The following is a 24,606-nucleotide window of genomic DNA, read 5'->3' as shown; positions in this document are numbered from 1 at the left end:
CCAACTCCAATCTCGACTATGCTGCCGCGCAGTCGCAAGCCCTGATGTGTCTACTGAACCGGGGCAACTCCACTGACTCCCCAAGCTGAGGTGTTGCGACGATTCCTGGAACGGAAGTGGAAAGCGCGCGGGTGCGGATAGTCGCAAGGCTGGTCGTTGACCCGCCGCCGTCCACCACCTGCGGTCGAACGGGCCCCGCTGGAACAGTTCCCCAAACTCGTCGGGCACCAGCCGTGGAAGGAACGCATCCGCGACTCATCCTCGACCTCCGCATGAGTCACCCTCCAAGGCGGTGTGCCCTATGAGGCGCCCCCAGCAATAGGGGCATCTTCCCGATATCTCCTGAACGACGAGAGCTCTAGCGTTCTGACCTGCAAGAGGGTTCAGCCGCGAGGCCTGCGATGGCAACGTGCACTCCTGCCTGCCCCTCACCCCTCGGCTGCTCGACAAGGAGAGACATCATGAGCGACACCCACCGGATCGTGGTCGTCGGCGCCGGCTACACGGGCATGTTCAGCGCCATCCGACTGGCCCACCGCACTCGCCGGCTCGACGTGAAGATCACGCTGGTCAACCCGTCGAGCCGGTTCGTCGAGCGGCTGCGGATGCACCAGATCGCCGCCGGGCAGGAGCTGGCCGAGCACCGGATCCCGGACCTGCTGGCCGGCACCGGCATCGCGTTCGTGCGGGGTGCGGCCACCGCGATCGACCCCGACGCCCGGCAGATCACCATCGACGGTGCCCAGAGCCTCGCCTACGACACGCTCGTCTACGCCCTCGGCAGTTCGACCGACGCCGGCACGGTCCCCGGCGCCGACGTCCACGCGTTCACCCTCAACAGCCCCCAGATCGCCGGCCGGTTCGCCGAACGGCTCGCCGAGGTGGCCGGCGCCGGCGGTACCGTCACCGTCTGTGGCGGTGGCCTGACCGGCATCGAGGCGGCCACCGAGATCGCCGAGAGCCAGCCCGGCCTGAACGTCACGCTGATCAGCCTCGACGAGCCCGCCGCGATGATGGGCGGCAAGGCCCGCGCCTACCTGATGCGCGCCATCGAACGGCTGGGCATCACGCTCAAGACCGGCGCCAAGGTCATCAAGGTGCTGCCCGACGCGGTCGAGCTGGCGGGCGGCGAGCTGGTCCACTCCGACGCCTGCCTGTGGACCACCGGCGTCAAGGTCTCGCCGCTGGCCGCCGACGCCGGGATCGCGGTCGGCGAGCGCGGCCTGGTCCTGGTCGACGCGACGCTGCGGTCGGTCTCCCACCCCGAGATCCACGCGATCGGCGACGCCGCCGCGATCCGGATGCCGTGGGGGCAGATCCACGGCACCTGCCAGAGCGGCATGCCCACCGCCCAGTACACCGCCGACACCATCGCCCGGCTGCTGCGCGCCAAGCCCGTCAAGCCGTTCCGGTTCGGCTACTTCCACCAGCCCGTCAGCCTGGGCCGCCGCGACGCGGTCATCCAGTTCACCCACGCCGACGACACCCCCGCACGCTGGTACCTCACCGGCCGGGCCGCCGTCGCCTACAAGGAGATGGTCAGCGGCAGCCCCCTGATCACCTACCGGCTCAGCAAGCGCATGAACGTCACCACCATCGTCTCCAAGGGCGGCCGCGCCGTCGGCGAGCCCGCAGCGTGAACGACCGCGAACGACACCCGGCCGGCGCGGCGGTCGTCGCCTTCGATCACCGCCGCGCCCAGGCCCGCCGAAGCCGTATCCGGGAGACAGCCGATGACCATGTACTCCGTCGCCGAACGCGACCGCCGCTGGGCCCTCGCCTGTGAGCTGATGGACGCGGAGAACCTGCACGCGCTCCTCGCCTACGGCGTACCCGGCGCGGTCGCCGGCCCGGACGACTACCTGTCCGGAGGCCCCTCCGGAGCGATCGTGCTGTTTCCCCGGCACGGTCGTCCTCTGGCCCTGACCGACCGGCCCACGGCCTGGATCCAGGATTCCCGGCCTGACCGGTGTGCCTACGCCCTGGCCGCCGCCCTCAAAGAACACCACCTCAGTCGCTCAGCCATCGGCGTGCTCGGCCTGGAACCCTATCCTCCAGCCCATGACGGGCACCTGCTGCCCTACACCCTCTGGGCCGCGCTCCTGGAACTGATGCCGCAGACAGCGTTCGTCCCGGTATGGCCGCAGTTCGTCCAGCGCGCCATGCCTCAGTCCACCGAAGAGATCAAGGCGCTCACGGAGGGCGCGGGCATCTCCTCGGCCATGGCGGCGGCTCTCCTGGCCGCCGCCCCCGCTGAGGCGTATGCAGCCGCGATGCACGCCGCGCACCTGCGCGGCGCCATCCCCGAGGTACAGCTGACCCGCCGCGGCAGCGTCCTGCTCGCCGAGCTGACCTGCTGGTACGGCTACCGCGAGACGTGCCGGACGCTGACGCTCCCCGCCCCGGACCCACGCCGGCACCCTGATCTGGCACGCGAGCACTACCAATCGGCTCTGCGAGCTCTGCGCCCTGGCTCCCGCTTCGGTCAGGCCTACGACACCGCCCACGCCGGTTTGCCCGGCAACGCCCACGCTCGGCTTCGTGGCCTCAACCCCCGAAGCCTGCACGCCGAGGCCGGCCAGACGATCGGTTACGACATGCTCATCACCCCCGGCATGACCTTTGCCCTCGACGTCACCTGCGATCTCCCCCACGGCGAGGCGGTGACCTACGGCGGCACCGCACTTGTCACCGCCCACGAGACAATCAGCCTCACTTGACCCGCCCCGCCGACAGGCCGTACATCAACGTCGCCCTGTAACGGTCTGAAGCGCTCGCGGCCATCCTCGCTGGGCGGCTGGTCGTCTACATCGGGCAACAACGTTGATGAGGGAATACGGATGCAACCCGTCTCGGGAGGGCCGGTCCCGCTCGAAGCCGCTGCAGGGGGTGGCAACCCGATCCATCGTGGCCCCCGGTCTCGCGTGGGCTTTCTGCCCTGACGAAATGCCGGTCCACCTCTACCACCACCGCAGACTCCGGAACGAAGATCGGCGGCTGAAGACCCGCATCAACGAATGACAGCGGGTGCCGCATCCTTCACGCGATCTTCTTGGCTTCGTCGGTCTGGACGACGATGTTGACGACCCCGTCATCATCACCGGCCGCCGCGGCCCGCGGCCGGCCGCTCACGTCGCCCAGAAGGCCGCCCCCCCTGGGTGGCATCGTGGTTACGCCCGGTCCTTCTGCATGTCATGGGTCTGCGGGGTGATGCCGCGTTGCCGGAGACGAAATTTCTCGATCTTCTGGGTAGGGGTCTTGGGAAGGTCAGGGAGGAACTCCACGTAGCGGGGGACCATGTGCCTGGCGGCCGTGCGGGCGCAGTGCTCGACGAGATCCTCCGCGGTGAGGGCCGCGCCGGGGCGCAGCACGACGCACGCCTTGACGTCCTCCTCGGTGAGCTCGCTGGGAACGCCGACGGCCGCGGCCTCCAGCACGGCGGGGTGGCTCTCGATGACCTGCTCCACCTCGTACGCGGAGATGTTCTCGCCACGGCGGCGGATCGCGTCCTTGGCTCTGCCGGCGAAGTAGAGGAACCCGTCGGCGTCCAGGTGGCCCAGGTCGCCGGTGCGCAGCCAGTCGCCGTGGAAGGCCGCGGCGGTGGCTTCCGGCATGGCGTGATAGCCGGACATGATCAGACCCGGTTCGCGCGGCCTGATGAGGATCTCGCCGATCTCGCCCGGCGGCAGGGGCGTACCGCTCCGGTCGGCGATGGCCAGTTCGTACTCGGGGATGGGGCGGCCGCAGGACCCGGGGCGTTTGGGGGCGTCGAGCGGGTCGTAGACGCAGATCCCGCCATCGGTCAGACCGTAGATCTCATAGAGCGGGAAGCCGAAGCGCTCCTCCCAGCCGGCCTTCCAGTCGGGCATCGGAACACCCCAGCCGAGCCGGATCCGATGGTCGCGGTCACCGGCGGCGGCCGGTTGCTTCCAGAGCATCGCCAAGGTCGCGCCCATGAAGTTCATGACGGTGGCGTCGAAGCGGCGGACCTCCGCCCAGAAGCCCGAGGTGCTGTAGCGGCGGCCGATCGCCGCCGTCGCACCGACGGCGAGGGCGGCCATGACCGTCAAGGTCGCGGCGTCGACGTGGAAGAGGGGGAACGGGCAGTAGAGGACGTCGGCGGCGGTGAAACCCAGGTTCCGCGCGTGCAGCTGGCCCTGCCGCACCACGTAGCGGTGGGAGAGCACGCACGCCTTGGAGGGGCCGGTCGTTCCCGACGTGAACAGCATCATGGCGGCAGACAGGTCGTCCACCGGGCGGGGGGCGGGGTGTCCGGTGTCCGTCGGGGCGTCGGGGAAGGCGGTCAGGGCCGGGAGGTCCGAGCGGTGCGGAGGCTGCTGGAACGCGCCACGGACGATGATCGTCCTCAGACGGGGAAGGTCCGGTGCGACCGCCAGGAGGTTCGGCAGCAGACCGGCGTCCACGACGGCGACCCGCGCCCCGGTCACCTGGAAGGTGTGCGCCAGGCCCCGGCCGATCAGCGCGGTGTTGACGGGGACGTGGACGGCGCCCAGCCAGTTCACGGCGAACCAGGTGAAGACCAGCTCGGCGCTGTTGTCCATGAGAGCGACCACCGGTTCGCCCGGTTCGATCCCCCGGCTGCCGAGGTCGGCCGCCAGCGCCCCGGCCCGCCGGTGGACCTCGGCGTAGGTGTGATCGCCCCGCTCGGTGCGCAGGAACACCTGGTCAGGGGAGCGCCGCGCCTGCGCCTGGAGCAACTCGACGATCACCGGGAACCTCCGCGACCGGGGAACGCCTCAGGCTTCAGGCCGAACAGCCGGGCCGCGTTGTCGGCGAACAGCGCCTGCAGCGCCGGAGCCGGCAGGCCCGACTGCCGCCACTCGGCCAGCGCGCGGCGCGGGTGCATGACCGGCCAGTCGCTGCCGTACAGGACCTGCTCGCGCAGCACGTTCGGCATCATCGTGAACAGCGTGTCCCAGCCGGTGCCCGCTCGGGCCACGTACTTGGGAGCCAGCCCGCCGAACTCCAGGTACACCGTGGGGTGGCGGCGGGCGACCGCGCACAGTTCGGTGACCCACGGCCACCCGGCATGGCAGGCGATGAGCCTGAGCTCCGGGAAGTCGCAGGCGACCTGGTCGAGGAGTTCCGGCCGTTCGTGCCGCATGGGATGCATGCGCGAATACGTCACACCGGTGTGCAGGGCGACGACCAGGCCGAGCTCCTCGGCCCGCGAGTACATCGGGTAGAGCGCGCGGTCGTCGATGTCCAGGCCGAAGAAGGCCGGCTGGACGGAGATGCCGAGCAGGCCGGAGGCGGCCGCCGCGGCGACCTGCTTGGCGACCCGGGTCGGCCACAGGGGTTGCAGGTCGACCGCGCCGACGCCGCTGAGCCGGCCGGGGTGCGCGGCCAGCAGGGCGAGCAGCGCGTCGTTCAACGCCTGCGCGGACTCACCGCCTTCGGACTCGGCGTGGACGACGGCATGGTCGATCCCCTCATCGTCCATGATCGTCAAAAGGTCGCGCAGGGTGCCTTCGTCGATCTTCCTGCCGAGGTCGAGCACCCGGTCGTACTGTTCGGCCTGCCGGGCCGGGACCTGGTAGGTGGGTCGGGCCCGGAGCTCCTGCGGCAGCCGCATGCGGGCGTCGATGATCGTCGTCATGCGAGGGCCTCCTCGTCGGCGTGGCGGTCGAGCGGCTCGGAGTCGAGCACGGCGACCTGCAGATCCGTGCCGCAGTCCGCCGGCGGCACCGGCGGGCAGCCGACGAGCCGGGTCGCGAGGTCGGCGAACCGGTCCTGGATCTCGGGCACCGACAGCCGCCCTCCGGGTCGGTACCAGTTGGAGACTCCGTTGCACATCTCCAGGAGCGCCATCCGGGTGGTCGGGAGGTCGTCGATCTCGAACTGGCCGGTCCGCTTCCCGCGTTCCAGCACCTGCTGGAACATCGACTCGTAGTCGTCGCGCAGAGCGAGGACGGCTGCGCGGTTGGCCGCCGACAGTGCGCGCACCTCCCGGTCCGTGACGTACGCGGTCAGCGGATTGACCGCTTCCATGGCCACGTGCAGGCGGACCAGCCGAACGAGCTGCACCGCGGGGTCGGCGCTGTGGTCGAGGGCGCGGCGGCCCCCGTCCAGCATCCCCTCCAGGCAGGCCGCCATGACCGCGACCAGGATCTCCTCCTTGCCGCCGGCGTAGTGGTAGAGCGTCGCGGAGTTGATCCCGACCTCCTTGCCGAGGTCGCGGATGCCGGTGCCCGCGTAACCCTGGCGGGCGAACAGGCGGACCGCCGCACGGTGGATTTCGATCAAGCTTGACATCTATTCCCAATCAATCGATTGACAGATGAATATCTTTCTATATCGTACTCATCGGCGAGGTCAATCGATCGATTGATTGGCGGTCATTGGCGGCCATGGATGATGGTCGGCCCGGCTCGGGCTGGTCATACGTTCGCGGCGAGCGCTACCCGTCTAGAGGGCCTTGGCCCCAAGCTCCTGCAGGGAAAGGGAAAGTCGATGAGGAATGTACTGATCTCGGGCGGCAGCATCGCCGGTCTGTCCCTCGCGTACTGGCTGCGCAGGTACGGGTTCGCCGTGACCGTGGTCGAGCGGGCTCCCGCCCCGCGCCCCGGCGGGCACGCGGTGGACCTGCGTGGCGTAGCCAAACAGGTCGCCGAGCGGATGGGCATCATGCGGCAGATCCGGCAGGCCCGGGTGCACGAGGAAGGCATGGCGTACGTGGACGCCCGGGGCACGGTGAAGGCCACCATGCCCGCCACGCTCTTCGACGGCGAAGGCGCGGTCGCGGAGATCGAGATCCTGCGCGGCGACCTGACCGACATCCTGTACGCGGCCGCCGGACCGCACGTGGAATACCTCTTCGACGACTCGATCGCCTCGCTCACCGAGCGCCACGAGGGCGTGCACGTGACGTTCGAGCGCGCCCCGGCACGCGTTTTCGACATCGTGGTCGGCGCGGACGGCTTGCACTCCACGGTCCGCCGCCTGGCGATGGGCCCGGAAGAGCGGTTCGTGAAGTACCTGGGCGCCTACAACGCCTACTTCACCATCCCCACCGGCGGCCTGAACCTGGGTCCCTGGTTCCTGGTGCACACCATGCCCGGCGCCAAGCTCGCCGCGATCCGACCGGACGGCCCGGACACCGCCAAGGCCATGTTCAGCTTCAAGACCGACCCGCTCACCTACGACCGCCACGACATCCAGCAGCAGAAGCGCATCCTGGCCGAGAAGTTCGCCGGCGGCACCTGGCACACCCCGCGGCTCATCGACGCCGTCTGGCAGGCCCCCGACTTCTTCTTCGACTCCGTCAGCCAGGTGCACGCCGACCGCTGGTCCACCGGACGGACCGTCCTGCTCGGCGACGCCGGCTACTGCGGGTCCCCTCTGTCGGGCAACGGTACCGCCATGGCCGTCGTCGGCGCCTACGTCCTCGCCGGCGAACTCGCCGCGGCCGGAGGCGACCACGTCGCCGCCTTCGACAGGTACGAGACCCTGATGCGCCCCTACGTGAAGGAGTGCCAGCAGCTTCCGCCCGGCGGCGTCAACGGCTTCCTGCCGGGCTCCCGCCTGGCGATCGGCGTCCAGCGCACCATGATCAAAATGATGACCTCGGGCCCGCTGGCCAAGCTCGGCGCCAAGGCCACCCAGAAGGCCAGCTCCATCACGCTGAAGGACTACCAGGCAGCCGACGGCCCGGTCATCAAGGCGCCCCGTTAGCGGCACCGGCATGCGACCTTGGCCCATGCCGACGCCCCTTCCACGACCCCGGCCTCAGCAGGGGCATTCCCCGGATCGCTGAGGCCCGGAACATCACGCCCGCCATCAGCACGGCTTGGACCCTGCCGAGGGTACAGGCGGAGTGATGGGAGAAGACTCCGCCGAGGCCAGCCAGACGGCCGGATGTTCGGCGAAGTTCTCGGTGAGCCCGCACCACATCTCCTCGTAGCCGCCGGCGGGGGCAGGCGCGCGAGCGCGCCGTGCGGCACTCCCGGCGGCGCCTCCCGCACCAAGGCCCATGCCCAGGCCGAGAGCGACGAGGTGACCTCCGGCGTCTGGCAGCGCGCCGACTTCGTCAAGGACCACAACTACCGCTTCTGGGGCATCGCCGGGAACTGAGCCTCACCGTCCCGCGCGCCGGGGGCCAACATGGTCCGGTGTTCGAGGTTGAACACGACGGGGACGGCGGCCGGGTGGTGCACGTCGTCCGGAGCGGCCAGGTCCGCCGGTGCACAAGTGGCGCTGGCGCTGCCCGACGCCGTGGTGCGCGCGGACCTCGTTCACCGAGCAGGTGTTGCCGATCGCCGCCGGGGCCCGGCTGAGCGAGCCATTGCGCAGATGGCCGTCGAGATCGGCGACCAGTTGCGTCCGGTGTCGGAGGTGGGTGCCACCCCTCGGGCGAGCCGGCATACCGCTCACGATGTCTGGGAGGGGACGGTTTGATGGACGATGATGCCGGCGATGAGGCACATGGCTCCAGCGACTGCCATTCCGGATGAGGGACCCAGAGCCGCCATCACCCCGGTGGCAGCCGCCAGGGTGAGTGTCTCCAGGCTCATCCGTGTCGTGCTGAACAGTGCGGCGCCCGCCCCTCCGCGGTGGTACGGCACGTACTTGAGTGCTTGCCCGTCTGGGACGCCTTCGGTCAGGCCAAGACACAGCCCGATGACGGCGGCCGCGACGAGAAGAGCGGCAGGATGGTCGGTGATCTGCAGGATGAGGGCGGTGACGCTACAGGCGAACAGGGCGGTTGTCACCAGCGGTCGTGCCGATCGGCGCGCTAGGCGCGCGGCGACAAGCGGAAGGACCGTTGATGGCACGGTCAACAGGCTGAGCATGACCGCTGCCTCGCCTGGGCCCATGCTCTGGGCAGAGGCAAGCTGCGGGAGCGCGGTCAACCCCACCACGAGTATCCCCATGAAGGCACCCGTCGCCATGGCGTACGCGCGATAGGCGGGGATTCGCAACAGGTCCACGGGGATCGCGGGATCAGACGCACGCCGCTCCACGCGGATGAGCCCGGTGGCGCCGGCTGCAGCGACGAGGACGAGTCCACCCGGCGCCCACCACGGGACGCCGGCCCCAAGGCCCAGCCCGAGTGCGGTCACCGCGGCGGCGATGGTCACCCCGAAGAGGACAGCCCCGGCACGGTCGAAGTCATCGGACACCTCGGGGTTGCGAAGACCCGGAAGCCCCAGCGTGGCCAGGGCTGCGAGGGCTGCGACAGCCCCCGGCGCAACGAAGACGAGGGGCCAACCTCCGACGGCCATGAGGGCCTGGGCAACGACCGGGCCCAGCGCCAGACTGCTGCCCAGCACAGCTCCTGCGTAGCCGTACACTCGACGCCGCTCCTCCGGGGGGTACACGGCCAAGATCATCGATGAGCCGCCCGCGGCGCACACGGCCGCCCCGATACCGGCGGCTGTGCGAAGTGCCACCAGAGAGAGCAGGTCCGGGGCGAAGGCGGACAAGACCCCGGTGGCTGCGACAACGATGTTGCCAACGGCGAAGAACCGGGTGCGGGCGGTGCGATCCGCACTCGCCCCTGCCAGCAGGAGGGCTGCGGCGAAGAGCCCGTTGTAGGCGAGCACGAGCCACGGACCCAGGGCTTCCGGACCGGGGAGTTGCGCGGTCACCTCGGGGACAACTGCTGTCGCGCCGGTGATGGCGAGCGGGAACACCGCGGTAGAGATGAGGTCGGCGACAAGGACACGCCGACGTTGACGACGAGACAAGGCGAACATGGGTGCGCTCCGGAACAAGGGGAATCCGAGCGCCACGAAGGCGCTCCTGGCCAAGGGTCAGGAGCGACGGCGGGAACTGGGGTTTTGCGCCGCCGCTCTCAGCGACGGCGCACCTTGTCCGTTTTCGGCACGAGCACACGCTAGCAGCACCCTCAGAGGGCGTTGCGCGAGTTGATGCCCGCGATGTCGTAGCGTGATCGGGCGGATTTGTAGCGTTACCGCCTTGTCGATAGGCGCCCGTGTGCACCGGGAGGCGATCGACTCGTCGAGAGACCTCGTCCCGGACCAGTTCCGCGAGGTCGACGCCTCTCAGCGCCCTGGCGAGAAGGTTTGTTCTGCGGGCGCCACCACAGCACCCGTGGTCATGCCGACAGGGCGAGGTTGTGCATGTGGGCGACGGCATGAACTGCGTGGCGGAGGCAACCAACGTGCCACCAACCGCTAATCCTGCCCTGAGCTGGGATAATCGGCAGCCTACTTCGAGCTCAGCCGCCAACTGACCTACGGCAGGTCGAGCCGTCGTCGTGAGCTCCGGGACGTACTTGAAGGCCGCGGATGGTCGAGCGGCTTATGTCGAGCAGCCGGGCGATGGAGGAGACGGTGTTCTCCGGCCGGGCGAGCAGATCGCGGACCTGCGGGCATCCCAGGCCCCTCGTGGGTGCCTTCCACGATGAGCTCGCGGATGAACTCCGCCAGCGCGGCGAAGACGTGGAAGACGAGCGGTGCGCCGGGGGTGGTGCTCCCCAGCGCCTCGTATAGCTCAGCAGCCGCGTCTGCTAGAGATCCGCGACGAACTGACCGCTTCCGTACAGGCTCGGCAAAATCAGGGGGAAGGCAACGGCGGGCTCCGGACAACAACAGGGGACCGACGTCCCCGCAACCGCAAGGCCTTTGCATGCATGAGCCATACCTGACTGCTCCTCCGGATGCCGCTACACCGTCGCAGGACGACGCCGTGGCGATCAAGCGGTCCTGGGACGACCCTGAACGTTTTGGCGCCGTCTTCGACGCCCACTACGCGGACATCCACCGGTACGCCTCCCGGCGGCTGGGCCCGCACGCTGCCGACGACGTCTCCGCCGAGACGTTCGCCCTGGCCTTCCGCCAGCGCCACCGCTACGACCTGAGCCATCGCAGCGCCCGTCCCTGGCTGTACGGCATCGCGACCAACCTCATCAGCCGGCACCGCCGCGATGAGGTGCGCCTGTTGCGGGCCGTGGACCGGCTGCACCCCCTGGTGGAGCCACCCCGAGGCCACGAGGACGAGGTGATGGCCAAGGTGAGCGCGCAACAAAGTGTCAAAGGCGCCCTGACCGGCGCCATCGCCGCCCTGCCCGCCGCCCAGCGGGACGTGCTGCTGCTGGTGGCGCTCGCCGGGCTGAGCTACGACGAGGTGGCGCAGGCCCTGGACGTGCCTTTCGGCACCGTGTCCTCGCGGCTCAACCGGGCTCGCAAGAAGCTTCGCAGGGCGCTGGGCGACACGAACCCCCTACTTGATGTGGAAGAGGCCTGACGATGAACGAACTGGATCTCGTCCGTGGCGTGTATGACGACCCGCTTTCTCCGTCCGCGGCCACCGCGGCGGCCGCCCGCGGCCGCATGCTGAGCCAGGACGACCGTCCGCCGGCGCGCCAGCGTCGTGTCTGGCGCATGCCGCTCGGCTTGGTGGCCGCTGCCACGGCGACGGCGGTGGTGGCGGCCCTGACGCTCACATCCGGCGGCGCCCCCCTACAACCTCGTCCAAGCGTGATGATCGGCCCGGACACCTCATCGCCCCGCGGCATGATGCTCGCCGCTGCCACTCAGGCGGAGCTGCAACAGGAGGGCCGCTACTGGTACACGCACCAGCGGGTCGCCTTCGCGGCGCGCGCGCTCGGCCGCACGGGCGGGTACGTCGTGGAGGAGCGCACCGAGTTCTTCAGATGGACGGGACGCAGTCGTGGCGACGGCACGTCCTTCTACGGTCGCGACTTCCCTGGCAAGCCCCAGACCCGCGCCGACGCCGACGACTGGCGCGCGGCGGGCTCCCCGTCGAGCTGGCAGATCCGCTCGTCGGGCCTCACCAGGACTCTCACGTCCCAGCCCGGCCCCTGGCAGGAGGACGACCCGGACGCCCAGGGCGGTGGCGTGTTCAACATCGGCGGCCTCGGTCAGTTCACCTACCAGGAACTCCAGGACCTGCCCACCGACTCGGAGGACCTGCGCAAGCTCCTGTGCGAGGGCTCGATCAAGCTCGCCGACGGCCGCACCGGCGCACCGAAGCACTGCGAGGACCCCACGAGGGTGCTCGACCAGGTCTTCTCCGTCCTCGCGGACACACCCGTCCCGCCCAAGGTACGAGCCGGTCTCATGCGCCTGATCACCGACTACCCCGGCGTGCAGCGCCTGGGCACCGTCAAAGACCCGCTCGGACGCGCCGCGGTCGCCCTCGCGGCCCCGTTCGCGAGCGCCGACGGCCGCGGAACGATCCAGCGGCAGGTGCTCTTCGACCAGCGCGCCGGGAAGCTGCTGGGGAGCCGCGACATCCAGCTCGAACCGGGCCCGGACAGCCAGAAGTGGCAGGTTCCCGGCAGGGTGCTGGGCTACTCGTCGATCGTGGCCTCGGGCTGGACCGACGCCCAGCCCACCCTTCCCAAGTAGCCAGGCCAGGAGCGCGTCGCCGGAGCTCCAGGACTTGAGGTGTGAATGATCCATCCGTACCCATGGAGGGTTCTCAGTCACCCGGAGCAACGTTGCCTCGATCATGATTCGGATCCGTGACCCAACTCCATGATCCACAGGACACGCGCTGGATCTCCTGCTCCGGCTCCTGGGCGTCTCTTCGAACGCGGGAACAATCCTGCCCCTTTCTGCCAACCTTTTCTCTCACCCTCGGCGTTAAGACCACGTGAGTGACCCAACGGAAGCGCTCGGACAAGCGCCCGCAGAGCTGACCCCGGCCAGGCAGGCGACCAGAAGCAAGCTTGTGGCATGCGCGGCGACGAAGGCGCCGGAATCGCGTTGCATGCCGCTCACAGCTGTCTGTCCGACTTCACGACTCCCTGACACGTCTCGGCCATCACAACGGGTGCCTGCCGCGAAATGCGAATTGCGGGCAATGTTGGGCGCCCTCAGACGTAAAGGAGTCATCACTTGTATCTGTGGAGGGAAGCATATGAAATTCGCGATCGCACCGATTCGGCCGCTGATCACCATCGGCGTCATCAGTGCCGCTCTGCTGGGAACGCCGGCCTCCGCCGCGGCGGATCAACCTGCGGCCACTTATTGGCATACCCGGATACTGTCGACGACCACCCACCCCTGGCAGTTCGGCAGTCGATCGAACCGCTACTCGCTGGTTCAGCAACAGATCGTAGAGAGCTGGACGGCGACCGACGGCAAGTCGTGGTACGGATACCGGGAGCTCGGGACTCGGCCGAAGAGCGCCGCGGACAAAAAGGCCTGGCAGCGTGACGGCGCACCCACCGAATGGAGCAAATCGATCGACGGCAAGACCATGAAGCTGTCTACCGAACCCTCCGAAGGACGCGTCGGCCTCGTACCAAACCGAACGGATCCGACGGGCCGGAACCGGACCCCCTATGAGCTTGCGGGGCAGCGGCTGACGTACGACGAGGTCCAGCGGCTACCCGCCGACCCGAATGGCCTGAAGGACTGGCTCACGAAGGCGGCCCGGACCGGCAGGATCCCGGAAGGCTCCATAGGCAGTTGGGTCACGGGGACCCTGCCCCACATCCTCTACACCCTTCCTGCTCCGAAGCAGGTCCGCTCCGCGGCCTACCGAGCGCTGCTGACCATGCCGGGCGTCCGCTCCGCAGGCAACGCGAAGGACACCTTGGGAAGATCCGGCACCACTGTCCTGATCGACACGACGACCAGGCAGACAAACAACGTCATCTCATCCCACACCAGACTGATCGTCGACACCAGCACGATGGTGCTTCTGTCGCAGCACCAGACGATGTCGGCAAACGGCAAACCGTCCGTGAAGAGCTCCAACGAGACGATGGTCGAGGTTGGCTGGACCGACTCCCAGCCGACCGTACCGGCTCAGCCCTGACAGGCAGTGGCACGCGTACGGACGACAACCTCTGGCTCGGGATCAGCGCCGATGGCTATCTGGGGTTCTTGGCCTCTCATCGTAGTCAGCGTTCTGCGTGACCGGCTCCGCACGCAGGACCGCCGCCCTGTTCTAGCCGCGCCCCAGCACGGTCTCCGCATCGGCCTGTCACGGTGACGGATCACCGAAGTCAGCCGTCGGCCGTCATGGCAGTGAGCGCAGATCAAGGGCGGCGGAGATGGCGTAGGCACCCGCGTCGTTCGGAGGGGTCTCGGTAGCAATAAGGGAATTCCAACGAACACGCTGGGCATCGGGGGCAAGGAGCAGGCGGCCGGCGCGGGCTGCATCTCGGGGGAAGGCCGCTGTCGAACGATGATGGGCCGGGCGGTTGCTCCTGCCTGGCCATCATCGTGCGCGTGGCGACGCGAAAGAATCCGTATGTTGTCTGCCATGGCGGGAAATCCGCACGTAGGGCGCCTGGTTGGTCAAAACTCCGTGCTCTCATCTGTCCTGGCCTGCTGGCGGATCTGGGCAGGGCTGATGCCCTTGACGTTGGTCAGGTTGGCACCGCTCAGATTCGTGCCCCTCAGATTCGTGCTGGTCAAATTCGCGTAGGCGAGGTTCACGCCGGTCAGGTCCGCATTGGAGAGGTCCGCGCCGGTCAGGTCCGCATTGAAGAGATCGCTGCGGGCCAGCGATGCGCCTTCCAGGTGCGCCCCAGTCAGATTCGCCTCTGTCAGGTTTGCGGTGGATAGCTGCGCGAAACGGAGGTTCGCATCGCTCAGGGGAGCCCTCACGAGGTCCAGCGCGTAAAAGCACCGGGGCAGGAGGTTTCACACGTTCTCGACCCGAACCAGGTGATAGCCCGCTCGACACTCGCAAGGCCGCTGCAACCTCGGCCAGGTGGTCGGCTGACGGTTTCCACCTAACGGTCGGTAACTTGGCCTTGGATCTGCGAATCCAGAGTCTTCTGGCCCGTCTGCCACGTCTGCGCTGTGTAGAAGAGGCCGCCCGCGGTGAAGACGACACTGGCGAGTACCCCGAGCGACGTGAGGTGCTGCCAGGGCCGTTGGCGGCGCGCGTCGTAGAGTTCTTGGCGCTTCTCGGGTGGTAGCGCGTCGAATTCGTCCTGCGTGAGGGCCTTGGCGCGGGCACGGCCACTCGTGTTCTGCGGGGATGGGGCAGCCGCTGAACGTTGCCGCGACAGATTCCGCATCACCTTTGGGACGGGCCGTGGCTGGGACAGCGGCCGCGAGGACGTGCTCGACCGTGGTGACAGCGGATGTGTCGGCTCGTCTGCGGGCCCATGGCAGGACCGTAACTGATCACCGGCAGCCGATGCCATCGCAGTCGTAGATCGCGCAACATGCTTGGTGTCCTGCAGCGGAAGCCTCTCGCGCACACCAAAGGAAGGATCATGGGCAGGGACCATCGGCTGAGGTCGCGGGTTCGCGGGAGAAGCGGGCGCGGATCCAGCCGATGACGGAGGGCCCGCCCGCGAAGCACCACAGCGCGATCACCGGATCGCAGATGGCGCAGCCGAACGAGGAGTGCTCGGCGAAGGGAAGGATCGGGGCGCCCTTGAGGTGGTGGATGACGTCCCACACGGTGTGCAGCAGCCAGCCGACGCCGATCCAGGCATAGCTGGTCAGCCCCCGGTAGGCGACGTACGTCATGACGATCGGCAGCACGAACTCCGCGTAACCGAGCCCGCCGCCGCTGAGGTAGGCGGCGCCCGCACCGGCCACGATCACGGCGTTGACCGTGCGCCGGTGCGGCTCGGGGATCAGGGAGATGAGGGTGACGGCGATCAGGCCGATCAGGATCGGCATGAGGATGGACATGAGATGCGGCGTACCGTTCTGCGAAACGTGAAGGGAAGGAGAGGGGGGCGGCGCCAGACTAGGACGACCGCCCCCGCCGCCCCATGGGCTGAATCGACAATTTCCCACCGGTTCCCGCCACCGGCCCTCTCGTAGGCGTGGCTCTCACCTTCGGCACCGCCCGGCCGGCCACGAAGGCCCGGGCGGGGCGTCCGGGCCGTCCCCCTCGACAACGCGGCTTCGGCTGGGGGCTGGCGGTCCCGACGCGCTGCTTCCGGCGGGGCGTCTGGGCGGTTCCCGACGTACTGCTTCGGGCGGGGCAGTGGCCGCTACGGTGTCCGTCATGCACACGATCGCCGTCTTGGCCCAGGACCACGTGGTGCCGGCCGACCTGGCCACGCCGGTCGAGGTGTTCGGGCGGGCCGCCCTCGCCGACGGGCGCCGCCCGTACCGGGTCCGGGTGTGCGCGCGGACGCCGCAGGTGACCAGCGAGGCGTTCACGATCGTCGCCCCGTACGGGCTGGAGGCGCTGCGCGAGGCCCACACCGTCATCGTGCCGGGCCGCTCGGAACCGGCCGCGCCGCCCGACCCGGAGGTGCTCGCGGCCCTGCGCGCGGCGGCGGCCGGCGGCACCAGGATCGCCTCCATCTGCGTGGGCGCCTTCACCCTCGCCGCGGCCGGCCTGCTGGACGGGCTGAGCGCCACCACCCACTGGACGGCGGCGCGCCGGCTGGCAGAGGCGTACCCGCTGATCGACGTGCGGCCGGACGTGCTGTACGTCGACAACGGCCAGATTCTCACCTCGGCCGGGGCGGCGGCGGGGCTGGACCTGTGCCTGCACCTCATCCGCCGCGACTTCGGCTCGGCCGTGGCCGCCCACTCCGCCCGGCTGTCGGTGGTGCCGCTGGAACGGGAGGGCGGGCAGGCGCAGTTCGTCACGCACGCCCTGCCGCCGGTGCCCCGGGGCTCGCTGCTGGAGCCGGTGCTGGCGTGGATCGAGGAGCACCTCGCCCACGAGATCACGCTGGCGGATCTGGCCGCGCGCAGTGGGCTGAGCGAGCGTACGTTCAGCCGCCGCTTCCGTGAGCAGACCGGCACCACGCCGCTGCAGTGGCTGCTGCGGGCCCGGGTGCGCCGGGCGCAGTTCCTGCTGGAGAGCACCGACCACGGCGTGGAACGGGTCGCGGCGCAGTCCGGGTTCGGCTCGGCCACCGCCTTCCGCGAGCGCTTCAAGCGTGTCGTCGGGGTCACGCCGCAGTCCTACCGCGCCTCCTTCGGATCCGCCGGTAGGTCCTGCTCTTACTGATGATCGGTCGACGCGGATGCGGGTGAGCGCTTGTTCCCCGGCGCGCCGTCCCGTACCTCAGTTGACCCTATCCAGGTGCAAGAAGGTAGGCGAACGGTTCAACACGCCCCTCGGACACAAACCTTCTGCACACGTGGAGGCTAGGGGCAACCTGAGCCTCCACGAGGCGTTTCTGGGGTCGGTACGTCAGCCGCAGCCCGATCTGGGCGTACAGCTCCGCCCTGTCCAGCGGATCGGCCTCCTGGACTACCCGGACCAAGTCCCCGACTGCGGTTATCACTGCGCGAATCTCCTCTCGCGTCATACGGCGCCTGCCGCTTACCTGTCGCAACTGCGCTTGTGCGCCCGTTCGCTGTGCCTGCGTCTCCGCCATCCACTGGGTGACGAGTGCGGGATCCGCCCCGCTTCCAGGGCAGCTCGGTGCCGCGCGAGCTTGCGATTACATCCAGCGATCTTCAGGTGCAGAGCATCGGCCCCGGCATCCATCGGCCCCTGACCGAGGTCGGTGAGGCCCCGCACCGTCTCCTCGAGCCTGCGCTTGCCGAACTCCATCGCCAACCAACTGTCCAGCGATGGGAGCACGTCAGCTTCCTTGAGATAGACCGTCTTCGGGTGATTTACGTCGTTCGCCAAGGCGTATTCGGCCGGATAACGGCATCGGTAGTAAGGCTGGCAGTGATTCCAGTTGCCCTGCATTCGGCGACCGCAGAAGAGCACGCCGCGCAGGGCGTAGGGCCTACGCGTGCGGTGCGGCTTGTGCTCCGTTGGCCCCCTGCCACGACCGCTGAGGATCTCTTGAGCCTGCTGAAACTCTTCGGGAGTGACGAGGGCCTCGTGAGTGATTACAGCGGACCAGACCCACTGCTCCGCTGCGTTCCACCGCTGCTTCGTCATGTGACCGAGGGCGGACATCCTGGACACGAGGGTGAGCCCGAACTGGTTCACGCCCGCTGAGGCTCGCGACCACGACGGCGCTGTAGCCGCGGCCGGGGTCGGCGAGCTGGCTGAGCAGGAGGGCGGCCTGTGCATCGGCGGCCTGGTAGTTCCCGGCACGTTGCGCGACTCGCTGTTCATCCTGGACGCCCTGTTCAACCTCGACAGCGGGCCCAAGCCTGAGACGTGGTCACCGACACCGCCGGCTACTCCGACCTCGTCTTCGGACTGTTCGCGATCTGCGGCTACCAATTCTCCCCGCGCCTCGCCGACCTAGCCGACACCCGCCTGTGGCGCACCAACACCGCGGTGAGCTACGGGCCGCTGAAGCACATGTCCCGCCACACATCCGGCTCGATCGCATCCGCGCTCATTGGGGCAACCCGGGGCGCTGATTCGATCGAGAACTCCTATGTCGTCCAGGCCCACAGATCACGACACGAAACTCAAAACACAGCAACCACGTGGGCACAAATCGTTTCGCAGATCTGGAGCCCCAAATAAACCGCTTGCCGCTATTTTTAGCGTCTCTGGTGGTTGAACACTTTTGCGATGTATAAGCTCTATTGGTGAGATTCGGTCTCCCGGATAAAAGGAAGGTGAACGTAGCGCGCCACTGGACCATTGTTCGACCAGCATGGAGAGGAGTGCTGGATGTTGCTTCGTAGCATAAAGAAGTGCCGAATCCAGCTCGCAGCCGGGATCGCAGTTCCTCTGATAGCGATGGCATCGGGAGCCCTTGCGGACAGCACGCCCTCAAGCGGCATAGAGAAGGCGCCGGCCTCACACAGCTGCCGAGCTACCACCGCAACGTCAGGTTCACTCCTCACAAAGCGGCCTCCATGGGGGGGATGTGCGAAGCGATGCGCAAAGCGAATTCATTCAGACAGGAAAAAGATGCTATGCATAGAAAGCTGCAAGAGGGCTTTTGGTGACCCATCGATGCCCTAAAAGCGGGACGGCGTCAGACCACCGTTGTCCCACGCCGCAATGATGCCTACGAACCTGCGGCCAGGCCCCGCGTCATCCGCGTGTTTCATGACACACGTTCCGAAACCAGTGCCCGCCGCGCCGTACCGCTATACAAAATCGTTAGGAGTGAGCTGCCATGTTCAAGCGTATCCTCATAGCGTTCACCCTTGTGGTGTCAACCTTCTCCGTTACTGGAGCCATCACCACACAGACCTCAAACGCGAGCACCACCACCGCATGCGAGTCGCCGAGCGCTACCAAACCCCCTGCTTCGTGCAGGTGGAGAATGTACCACGGCAGGAAGTGCAAATTCTGCTGGGGGAAGCATCCGGGGAGGCCCGTCTTCTGCGAGACCTGGGACCTTCATGACATCTTTTAGCGTCGCCGGTTGCTAGCGCGGTGCGCAAAGAACTCGTTCACGCTGCCCTGGTGAGGGTAGGCGTTCACTCGCCTGCCCTTGACCCACCGAAGGCCCCGAAAACTTTTTGACTGACGCCAGAAAGGGAATGGGCCATGCATATTCGCATCAAGGTCGGAGCGTTTGCATTGGCCGCCGGGGCCTCTGCCTCGCGATAGTGCCCGCCACTGCAGCGGAAGTCATGCCCCTGAAGTTGCCCCGGTTCAGTAGACGCATCAGGGCTTGTGACTACGCGGCAGCATAGTCGAGATCTTGGGCGTTCTTGAGTGCGTGTCGGCGTTCATATTCGGGCGGGGCTGAAGTAGCCGTTGGCGGAGTGGCGGCGTCGTGGATTGTAGAACCCTTCGATATAGCTGAAGACGGCCCTTTCGGCTTCTGACCTGGTGTGGAAGGTGCGCCGGTCGATAAGTTCGCACTCCAGCGAGGCGAAGAAGCTCTCGGTGATCGCATTGTCGAAGCACGTCCCGGTCCGGCCCGTCGAGGGGCGCACCCGGGCCTGCTCACACCGCTGGCCGAAGGCGATCGAGACGTACTGACTGCCCTTATCGCTGTGATGAATCACCCCGGCCTGCGGGCGGCGCTGGTGGATCGCCATCGCCAGCGCGTCGGTCACCAGTTCGGTGCGCATGTGCTCGGCCATTGCCCAGCCGACGATCCGGCGGGAGAACACATCCAGCACCACCGCCAGGTAGACGAAGCCCTGCCAGGTCGGCACGTACGTGATGTCGGCCGTCCAGACCCGGTTCGGCTCATCGGCGGAGAACCGGCGTTCGACCAGGTCGGACGCGGATGCAGCGTGCTGGTCAGTGATGGAGGTGCGGCACCGCTTACGCCTGCTCACCCCGGCCAGCCCGGCGGCGCGCATCAACCGGGCCACCCGCTTGCGGCCTACCCGCTCCCCGTCGATCTCGCGCAGATCGGCGTGGATGCGCGGCGTCCCGTAGATCTCATCCGAGGCCTGGTGACGCCGCTGGATCTTCCGGGTCAGCTCGGCGTCGCGACGGGCCCGTGCCGACGGGCCACGCCGCAGGCGAGCGGCCCACGCGTAGTGCAGCCCTGGCGCGACACACCCAGCACCCGGGCCAGCAGGGAGACCTCGTGGTGGTCCTTCTCCGCATGGATCAGCCGGAATCTCATCTCGGCAGATCCGTCTCCCGCGCGAAGAAAGCCGCGGCCTTGCGCAAGATCTCCTTCTCCTCGCGGAGAATCTTGTTCTCACGACGCAGCCGAGCCAGTTCCTCCCTCTCGGCGCTGGTCAGCCCGTCCTGACGGCGGCCATCATCGAGGTCGGCCTGGCGCACCCAGGTACGGATCGACTGCGCGGAGGGCTGGAACTCCTTGGCCAGCTCCTCCGGCGTCCGTCCGGCACGCACCAGCTCCACCATCTGCCGGCGAAACTCCAGCGGATAGTTGTTCGACACCGCAGACTCCCTCTTCCAGGAACCAGGGTTCCCCAGAGATCAGGTGTCCACCAAACCGGGCCAACTCCAGTTTTGGGACCGCCTGCCGCCGCTCGGACGGCCGCGTCGTGCTTGCCGGCCAGGCCGTCGAACCCGCCCCCGAGCGGCGGGCCATGCCGAAACGTACTCACACATCCGCTTGTGGTCACGTTCGGACTTGGCCATTTTCTGGGGCAGGCAGCTCTGTCGCGTGACGTTGCACTGAGCTGAGTCGCCTGGCGATGTGCATCAGTTCTCTGGCCCGACGCTGAACCGGACGTTGGTAATTGGGGCGACGAGCACGTATACCCCCGTCGGGGACGTCTTCGAGTCGATCGTTGCCCAACCGGGCAAGGTGCTGTTATTAACCACTTTGGAGTCAAGTCGCTAGACAGACTCGGCGGCACTCGCTAATGATGAAAGGGCAAGTGGCTATAGCTGTTTGCCGGACCAGATCTTCTCCTGCCCAGCGGGCATGTTCACAGGGCTATAGCGACGGGTACCAGGCCGACGTCGAGTACTGCGAAAAGAAGCGTCGAAAGAGCATCAGCCCAACGGCTCCGGACAGTATCGGCGCGGGTTCAGTCTCGAATTCGCTGACGCGCGACGATGACTGTGGACGATCGCCCAACTACTTCTCAGGTAGACCTGTCTACCAACATGCCTATCGGGGCTGCACGTGCGTTGACCTGAGCCCCGCGAAGCGGCGAGGTCGCTGACTGGATATGGGGTGTCTAGCATGCGTACACGAGCCTGCGTCACTTTCGTCGCAGTGGCTTCTCTGCTCGCGCTTCCGGTCGCCGCGTCCGCGCACTCATCGCCCGACGCCATCACAGACGGAAACGCCGTAGCACTCCACGTCGACAACTGCCCCCCGGACATCCTCAAAAGGGCCCGCAACAATTCACAATCCGCATCGGACTGCGTGTGCGGATTCTACCGAGGCAAATACTATTGCTCGTGGTGCAAGCACAGAGGCGGGTGGTGCCTGTACTGCAAAGACAAAATCGAGCCGGATTGGTCTTCCAAGCGTGTCGGCCCCTGCAAGCGGAAGGCGCCTTGCATCCGGTTCACGATTCCTCCTGGTGGTGGGAAAATCGAAACGAAGCGGCAGGGCCGCTGACTGGATATGAGGTGTCTAGCATGCGTACACGAGCCTGCGTCACTTTCGTCGCAGTGGCTTCTCTGCTCGCGCTTCCGGTCGCCGCGTCCGCGCACTCATCGCCCGACGCCATCACAGACGGAAACGCCGTAGCACTCCACGTCAACGATTGCTCCCCGGGAATCCTCGAAAAGGCCCGCAACGACACGTGTGTGTGCAAACACAAAACCGAAGGCGCTCTCTGTAAGTGGTGCAAGCGCGGACACCGGTGGTGCCTGTACTGCAGAGATCGCATCGAGCCGGGGAGCTTGACTCCTTACAGGCGCGTCGGCCCCTGCCGGCGGGAAGCGCCTTGCATCCGGTTCACGATCCCCCCTGGTGGAGGGAAAATCGAAACGAAGCGGCAGGGCCGCTGACGGGATGCGCGGGCGGTCTGCCATGAGTGAAGCAAGCATCCGGTTCAAATCCCCGCTTCTCGAGTGGAGGAGGGAAAAAAGCGACCGGTCACCGCGTGATCGCTGGAGAGGAAACAGGTCAAAGGTTCGGTATCAGGCACGCGCCGGGCTGGCCGCCTTCAGGCTGGACCCAGGGACGTCTTCGCTTTCGAGGCGCATCCAGGGAGGCGGAGCTGCGGACCAGCGGGCCGCGCGGGGGCAGCCCGGATGCCGGTGAGCCAAGGTCCGGGCGCGCCCCCGCGCCTTGACGAGCCGGTGCCCCTCAGCGGCCGGCCGCACGCCTTCTTGCATGACAGCCGCCGACCGGGGGCGTAGGGAACACGCCGTGGGCGGCGGCTGCCTATGGCCTGGGGCGCGTTTCAGGCCAGGGGCGAGTAGGGGCGAAATCGACTGGCGCATGAGGGGCGCATTACCGCAAGCCGAAGGCAGCGGCCGCACGGGACGGGGCCGGGCAGTTGTAGTTGCCCGGCCCCGTCAGGCTCCGTCGCGGCGCGTACGCTCTTCAAGGACGCTCCCCAACGTCGTGTACCGGATCCACTTGCTTGGCGAAGGAGTAGCCCGATCACCCGGCCGGGGTCGGGTGCGGTGGCGGGCCTCTGACCACGTGCGAGCGCTGCCCAGCGCCAGCCCGGCCGGTGACGGCGAAGGAGCCAGCATCACTGAGGAGACGCTGCGCACGGCCGTGCACTTGGCGCAACGGGGCTGCTGGTCCGAGCCGGACACACCGTCGTCCGGCACGGGCGACGTCATCGTCATCGCCTCAGTGATACGCCCCTGACCTGCAACGCCAACTCGACGCGCTCCAGGACGCCGGCGTCACCCGCGTCTTCTCCGCGAAGATCTCCACCCGCGCCGCCACCCGGCCCGAGCTCGACAAGGCCGTCGCCGATGCCCGCCGAACTGCGCTCGGCGGGCGTCGCGGCCACGCTGCGAGCCGGGCAGCCCCGCGCTCGACCTGGTGAACAAGTGCGAGCAGCCGTTCCGCCGGCTACTGGGATCGCTTGCCTGCTCGAACGGTGCGCCTGGCCCCAGGCAGGTGACCGTCGAGGCGCATGGCCGGCTGCTTGACGGCCGTACGAGCATGACCCGACACAAGGGCGCATGTGGAGCGCGACTGCGGGTAGTGAGTCCCGGACTTCGCCCGGCTACCGGCGAGGAGCACCAATGGCCACCAGTGAACAGCATCGGCCGGAGATCGTCGTAGGACTCGTGGCGACCCCGCCGGACTATCCGGCGCAGGTGGTTGCGCGGCTCACCACCGATCTGCCCGACCTGCTCACCGAGCGGGTGGACCCGGACGTGCGGTGGACCGTCCGGGAAGGCTGGGGCGACGTGGCTCCCCGCCGCGATGGCGGCGTTGAGGCGCTACTCGACGATCTTGCCGACCGGCGTGCCGACGCCCGGTGGGACGTCGCGATCTGCCTGACCGACCTGCCGCTGCACATCGAGCGGGTGCCGCTGGTCGCGCAGACGTCCGCCCGGCGCCGAGTCGCGATGGTGTCCTTGCCCTCGCTGGGGCTGCGCCAGTTGCGAGCGGTCCGCGCAGCCGTTCCGGATCTCGTGGGCCGGCTACTCACTGACGCTTCCGAGGAGCGGGTACCGCCGGCCGGCGGGGCACCGGCTGAGCTGGCCGGCCGGATTGCCGCCATTCACCGGGTGATCGGCGAGGTTGATGCCGGGGAACTGGGCTACGTCGCCTCGCGGCTGATCGGCCGGGTGCGGCTGCTGACCGGAATGGTCCGGGCCAACCGCCCGGGGCGCGCCCTGCTGGGCCTGTCCAAATTGCTGGTCGGCGCCTTTGGTACGGCCGCGTTCGCGCTCACCACCAACACCATCTGGCAGATGGGCGATGCGCTCGGCGGACTCCGCCTCGCCGTGATCATGCTTCTCGGGCTGACCGCGTTGGTGGCCTGGCTGATCGTTGCGCACGACCTGTGGGAGAAACCAGACCGGGAGACACCGGCTGAGCTGGCCCGGCTGTTCAACCTGGGCACGATTCTCACCCTCACCCTGGCCGCAGCGGTGTCCTATCTGGTGCTGTTCGCCGGAACGATACTCGCCGCGGCGCTGCTGATCGACACATCCGTGCTGGAACAGATCTTGCAGCGGCCGGTCGATTTCACCGACTACCTGATCCTGGCCTGGATCATCAGCTCGCTGGCCACCGTCGGCGGCGCGATCGGCTCCGGGCTGGAGGACGAGGACACGGTGCGGGCCGCCGCTTACGGCTACCATCCCGACCCCGGCGGCTGGCAGGACGAGAAGGACGCGTAGTTCCCGCCCCGAGGCCAGCGCCCGGCCGGACCAGAGCGCTCAGCGACCTACCGTTGGATGCCGCTGTGGATGACCCTCAGGCGCTCGGCACGCGTCCTGGCTCAG

General features: G+C 67.9%; 19 protein-coding genes and 2 pseudogenes. 10 read left to right on the top strand and 11 right to left on the bottom strand.

Translation table 11 applies throughout. The features are described from left to right. Nucleotides 1-461 precede the first annotated feature (461 nt). Both ABZS51_RS25380 and ABZS51_RS25375 read left to right on the top strand, forming a co-directional pair. Nucleotides 462-1,640: an FAD-dependent oxidoreductase gene (locus tag ABZS51_RS25380; RefSeq protein WP_355445628.1), complete on the top strand. Its 1,179-nt coding sequence runs from the start codon at nucleotides 462-464 to the stop codon at nucleotides 1,638-1,640. 93 nt (nucleotides 1,641-1,733) lie between these two features. Continuing rightward, nucleotides 1,734-2,720 carry a M24 family metallopeptidase gene (locus ABZS51_RS25375; RefSeq protein WP_355445625.1) on the top strand — a complete coding sequence of 329 codons (987 nt, stop codon included), beginning with the start codon at nucleotides 1,734-1,736 and terminating at the stop codon, nucleotides 2,718-2,720. 319 nt (nucleotides 2,721-3,039) lie between these two features. Here the strand turns inward: ABZS51_RS25375 and ABZS51_RS25370 are convergent, their stop codons facing one another. The 4 genes from ABZS51_RS25370 to ABZS51_RS25355 are packed head-to-tail and all read right to left on the bottom strand — an operon-like array spanning nucleotide 3,040 to nucleotide 6,267. Beyond that, complete coding sequence (locus ABZS51_RS25370; RefSeq protein WP_355445622.1) at nucleotides 3,040-3,165, bottom strand: hypothetical protein; 126 nt, start codon at nucleotides 3,163-3,165, stop codon at nucleotides 3,040-3,042. Nucleotides 3,166-3,170: 5 nt separating this feature from the next. Then, complete coding sequence (locus tag ABZS51_RS25365) at nucleotides 3,171-4,730, bottom strand: AMP-binding protein (protein ID WP_355445619.1); 1,560 nt, start codon at nucleotides 4,728-4,730, stop codon at nucleotides 3,171-3,173. Continuing rightward, on the bottom strand, nucleotides 4,727-5,620 hold the full coding sequence (locus tag ABZS51_RS25360) for an amidohydrolase family protein (protein WP_355445616.1): 894 nt from the start codon (nucleotides 5,618-5,620) through the stop codon (nucleotides 4,727-4,729). Before ABZS51_RS25360 ends, ABZS51_RS25365 begins: the two co-directional genes overlap by 4 nt. After that, nucleotides 5,617-6,267: a TetR/AcrR family transcriptional regulator gene (locus ABZS51_RS25355; protein WP_355445613.1), complete on the bottom strand. Its 651-nt coding sequence runs from the start codon at nucleotides 6,265-6,267 to the stop codon at nucleotides 5,617-5,619. The genes ABZS51_RS25360 and ABZS51_RS25355 overlap by 4 nt, the downstream gene beginning before the upstream one ends. 207 nt (nucleotides 6,268-6,474) lie before the next feature. Between ABZS51_RS25355 and ABZS51_RS25350 the strand changes: the two genes are divergently transcribed. Together ABZS51_RS25350 and ABZS51_RS25345 are read left to right on the top strand one after the other, a co-directional pair. Further along, nucleotides 6,475-7,695 (top strand): FAD-dependent monooxygenase, encoded by a 1,221-nt coding sequence (locus ABZS51_RS25350; RefSeq protein WP_355445610.1) that lies wholly within the window; start codon nucleotides 6,475-6,477, stop codon nucleotides 7,693-7,695. Between the two features lie 183 nt (nucleotides 7,696-7,878). Further along, entirely contained in the window at nucleotides 7,879-8,094 is a 216-nt protein-coding gene (locus tag ABZS51_RS25345; protein WP_355445607.1) for a hypothetical protein, read from the top strand. Between the two features lie 296 nt (nucleotides 8,095-8,390). On the opposite strand, the gene ABZS51_RS25340 is transcribed toward ABZS51_RS25345, so the two are convergent. Next, nucleotides 8,391-9,755 (bottom strand): MFS transporter, encoded by a 1,365-nt coding sequence (locus ABZS51_RS25340; protein ID WP_355445603.1) that lies wholly within the window; start codon nucleotides 9,753-9,755, stop codon nucleotides 8,391-8,393. Between the two features lie 919 nt (nucleotides 9,756-10,674). Here ABZS51_RS25340 and ABZS51_RS25335 point away from each other — a divergent pair. The 3 genes from ABZS51_RS25335 to ABZS51_RS25325 all read left to right on the top strand — a co-directional run bounded on the left by ABZS51_RS25335 (nucleotide 10,675) and on the right by ABZS51_RS25325 (nucleotide 13,779). Continuing rightward, nucleotides 10,675-11,232 carry an RNA polymerase sigma factor gene (locus ABZS51_RS25335; protein WP_355445600.1) on the top strand — a complete coding sequence of 186 codons (558 nt, stop codon included), beginning with the start codon at nucleotides 10,675-10,677 and terminating at the stop codon, nucleotides 11,230-11,232. A 2-nt stretch (nucleotides 11,233-11,234) separates the two neighbouring features. Continuing rightward, entirely contained in the window at nucleotides 11,235-12,359 is a 1,125-nt protein-coding gene (locus ABZS51_RS25330; RefSeq protein WP_355445597.1) for a CU044_5270 family protein, read from the top strand. 514 nt (nucleotides 12,360-12,873) lie between these two features. Further along, nucleotides 12,874-13,779, top strand: a complete 906-nt coding sequence (locus ABZS51_RS25325) for a hypothetical protein (protein ID WP_355445594.1) — start codon at nucleotides 12,874-12,876, stop codon at nucleotides 13,777-13,779. Nucleotides 13,780-14,264: 485 nt separating this feature from the next. Here the strand turns inward: ABZS51_RS25325 and ABZS51_RS25320 are convergent, their stop codons facing one another. Then, nucleotides 14,265-14,576 carry a pentapeptide repeat-containing protein gene (locus tag ABZS51_RS25320; protein WP_355445592.1) on the bottom strand — a complete coding sequence of 104 codons (312 nt, stop codon included), beginning with the start codon at nucleotides 14,574-14,576 and terminating at the stop codon, nucleotides 14,265-14,267. Nucleotides 14,577-15,194: 618 nt separating this feature from the next. Continuing rightward, on the bottom strand, nucleotides 15,195-15,623 hold the full coding sequence (locus ABZS51_RS25315; protein ID WP_355445589.1) for a DUF6010 family protein: 429 nt from the start codon (nucleotides 15,621-15,623) through the stop codon (nucleotides 15,195-15,197). Nucleotides 15,624-15,945: 322 nt separating this feature from the next. Here ABZS51_RS25315 and ABZS51_RS25310 point away from each other — a divergent pair, with 322 nt between their 5' ends. Beyond that, on the top strand, nucleotides 15,946-16,908 hold the full coding sequence (locus ABZS51_RS25310) for a helix-turn-helix domain-containing protein (protein WP_355445586.1): 963 nt from the start codon (nucleotides 15,946-15,948) through the stop codon (nucleotides 16,906-16,908). 318 nt (nucleotides 16,909-17,226) lie between these two features. On the opposite strand, the gene ABZS51_RS25305 is transcribed toward ABZS51_RS25310, so the two are convergent. Further along, nucleotides 17,227-17,853, bottom strand: coding sequence for a hypothetical protein (locus tag ABZS51_RS25305; RefSeq protein WP_355445672.1), 627 nt, complete (start codon nucleotides 17,851-17,853; stop codon nucleotides 17,227-17,229). 88 nt (nucleotides 17,854-17,941) lie between these two features. Between ABZS51_RS25305 and ABZS51_RS25300 the strand changes: the two are divergent. Next, nucleotides 17,942-18,141: pseudogene (locus ABZS51_RS25300) on the top strand (Tn3 family transposase); the annotation flags it as partial. A 1,370-nt stretch (nucleotides 18,142-19,511) separates the two neighbouring features. Here the strand turns inward: ABZS51_RS25300 and ABZS51_RS25295 are convergent. The 3 genes and pseudogenes from ABZS51_RS25295 to ABZS51_RS25285 all read right to left on the bottom strand — a co-directional run. After that, a pseudogene (locus ABZS51_RS25295) lies at nucleotides 19,512-20,255 on the bottom strand (IS3 family transposase); the annotation flags it as partial. Next, nucleotides 20,216-20,368 carry a hypothetical protein gene (locus tag ABZS51_RS25290; protein WP_355445669.1) on the bottom strand — a complete coding sequence of 51 codons (153 nt, stop codon included), beginning with the start codon at nucleotides 20,366-20,368 and terminating at the stop codon, nucleotides 20,216-20,218. The pseudogene ABZS51_RS25295 and the gene ABZS51_RS25290, both read right to left, overlap by 40 nt. Continuing rightward, a complete protein-coding gene (locus ABZS51_RS25285) occupies nucleotides 20,365-20,652 on the bottom strand; it encodes a transposase (RefSeq protein ID WP_355445583.1) in 288 nt (95 codons plus the stop codon). The genes ABZS51_RS25290 and ABZS51_RS25285 overlap by 4 nt, the downstream gene beginning before the upstream one ends. A 2,739-nt stretch (nucleotides 20,653-23,391) precedes the next feature. Between ABZS51_RS25285 and ABZS51_RS25280 the strand changes: the two genes are divergently transcribed. Beyond that, nucleotides 23,392-24,501 carry a hypothetical protein gene (locus ABZS51_RS25280; protein ID WP_355445580.1) on the top strand — a complete coding sequence of 370 codons (1,110 nt, stop codon included), beginning with the start codon at nucleotides 23,392-23,394 and terminating at the stop codon, nucleotides 24,499-24,501. Nucleotides 24,502-24,606 lie beyond the last annotated feature (105 nt).

This window comes from Nonomuraea sp. NPDC005501 (assembly GCF_040605905.1).
Lineage (GTDB): Bacteria > Actinomycetota > Actinomycetes > Streptosporangiales > Streptosporangiaceae > Nonomuraea.
This window is presented reverse-complemented; position numbering and strand designations above follow the sequence as displayed.

Coding starts and splice junctions, on each gene's coding strand:
- ABZS51_RS25380 (WP_355445628.1), top strand. CDS start 462: ATGAGCGACACCCACCGGATCGTGGTCGTCGGCGCCGGCTACACGGGC.
- ABZS51_RS25375 (WP_355445625.1), top strand. CDS start 1,734: ATGACCATGTACTCCGTCGCCGAACGCGACCGCCGCTGGGCCCTCGCC.
- ABZS51_RS25370 (WP_355445622.1), bottom strand. CDS start 3,165: ATGCCACCCAGGGGGGGCGGCCTTCTGGGCGACGTGAGCGGCCGGCCG.
- ABZS51_RS25360 (WP_355445616.1), bottom strand. CDS start 5,620: ATGACGACGATCATCGACGCCCGCATGCGGCTGCCGCAGGAGCTCCGG.
- ABZS51_RS25350 (WP_355445610.1), top strand. CDS start 6,475: ATGAGGAATGTACTGATCTCGGGCGGCAGCATCGCCGGTCTGTCCCTC.
- ABZS51_RS25345 (WP_355445607.1), top strand. CDS start 7,879: ATGTTCGGCGAAGTTCTCGGTGAGCCCGCACCACATCTCCTCGTAGCC.
- ABZS51_RS25330 (WP_355445597.1), top strand. CDS start 11,235: ATGAACGAACTGGATCTCGTCCGTGGCGTGTATGACGACCCGCTTTCT.
- ABZS51_RS25325 (WP_355445594.1), top strand. CDS start 12,874: ATGAAATTCGCGATCGCACCGATTCGGCCGCTGATCACCATCGGCGTC.
- ABZS51_RS25315 (WP_355445589.1), bottom strand. CDS start 15,623: ATGTCCATCCTCATGCCGATCCTGATCGGCCTGATCGCCGTCACCCTC.
- ABZS51_RS25310 (WP_355445586.1), top strand. CDS start 15,946: ATGCACACGATCGCCGTCTTGGCCCAGGACCACGTGGTGCCGGCCGAC.
- ABZS51_RS25290 (WP_355445669.1), bottom strand. CDS start 20,368: ATGAGATTCCGGCTGATCCATGCGGAGAAGGACCACCACGAGGTCTCC.
- ABZS51_RS25280 (WP_355445580.1), top strand. CDS start 23,392: ATGGCCACCAGTGAACAGCATCGGCCGGAGATCGTCGTAGGACTCGTG.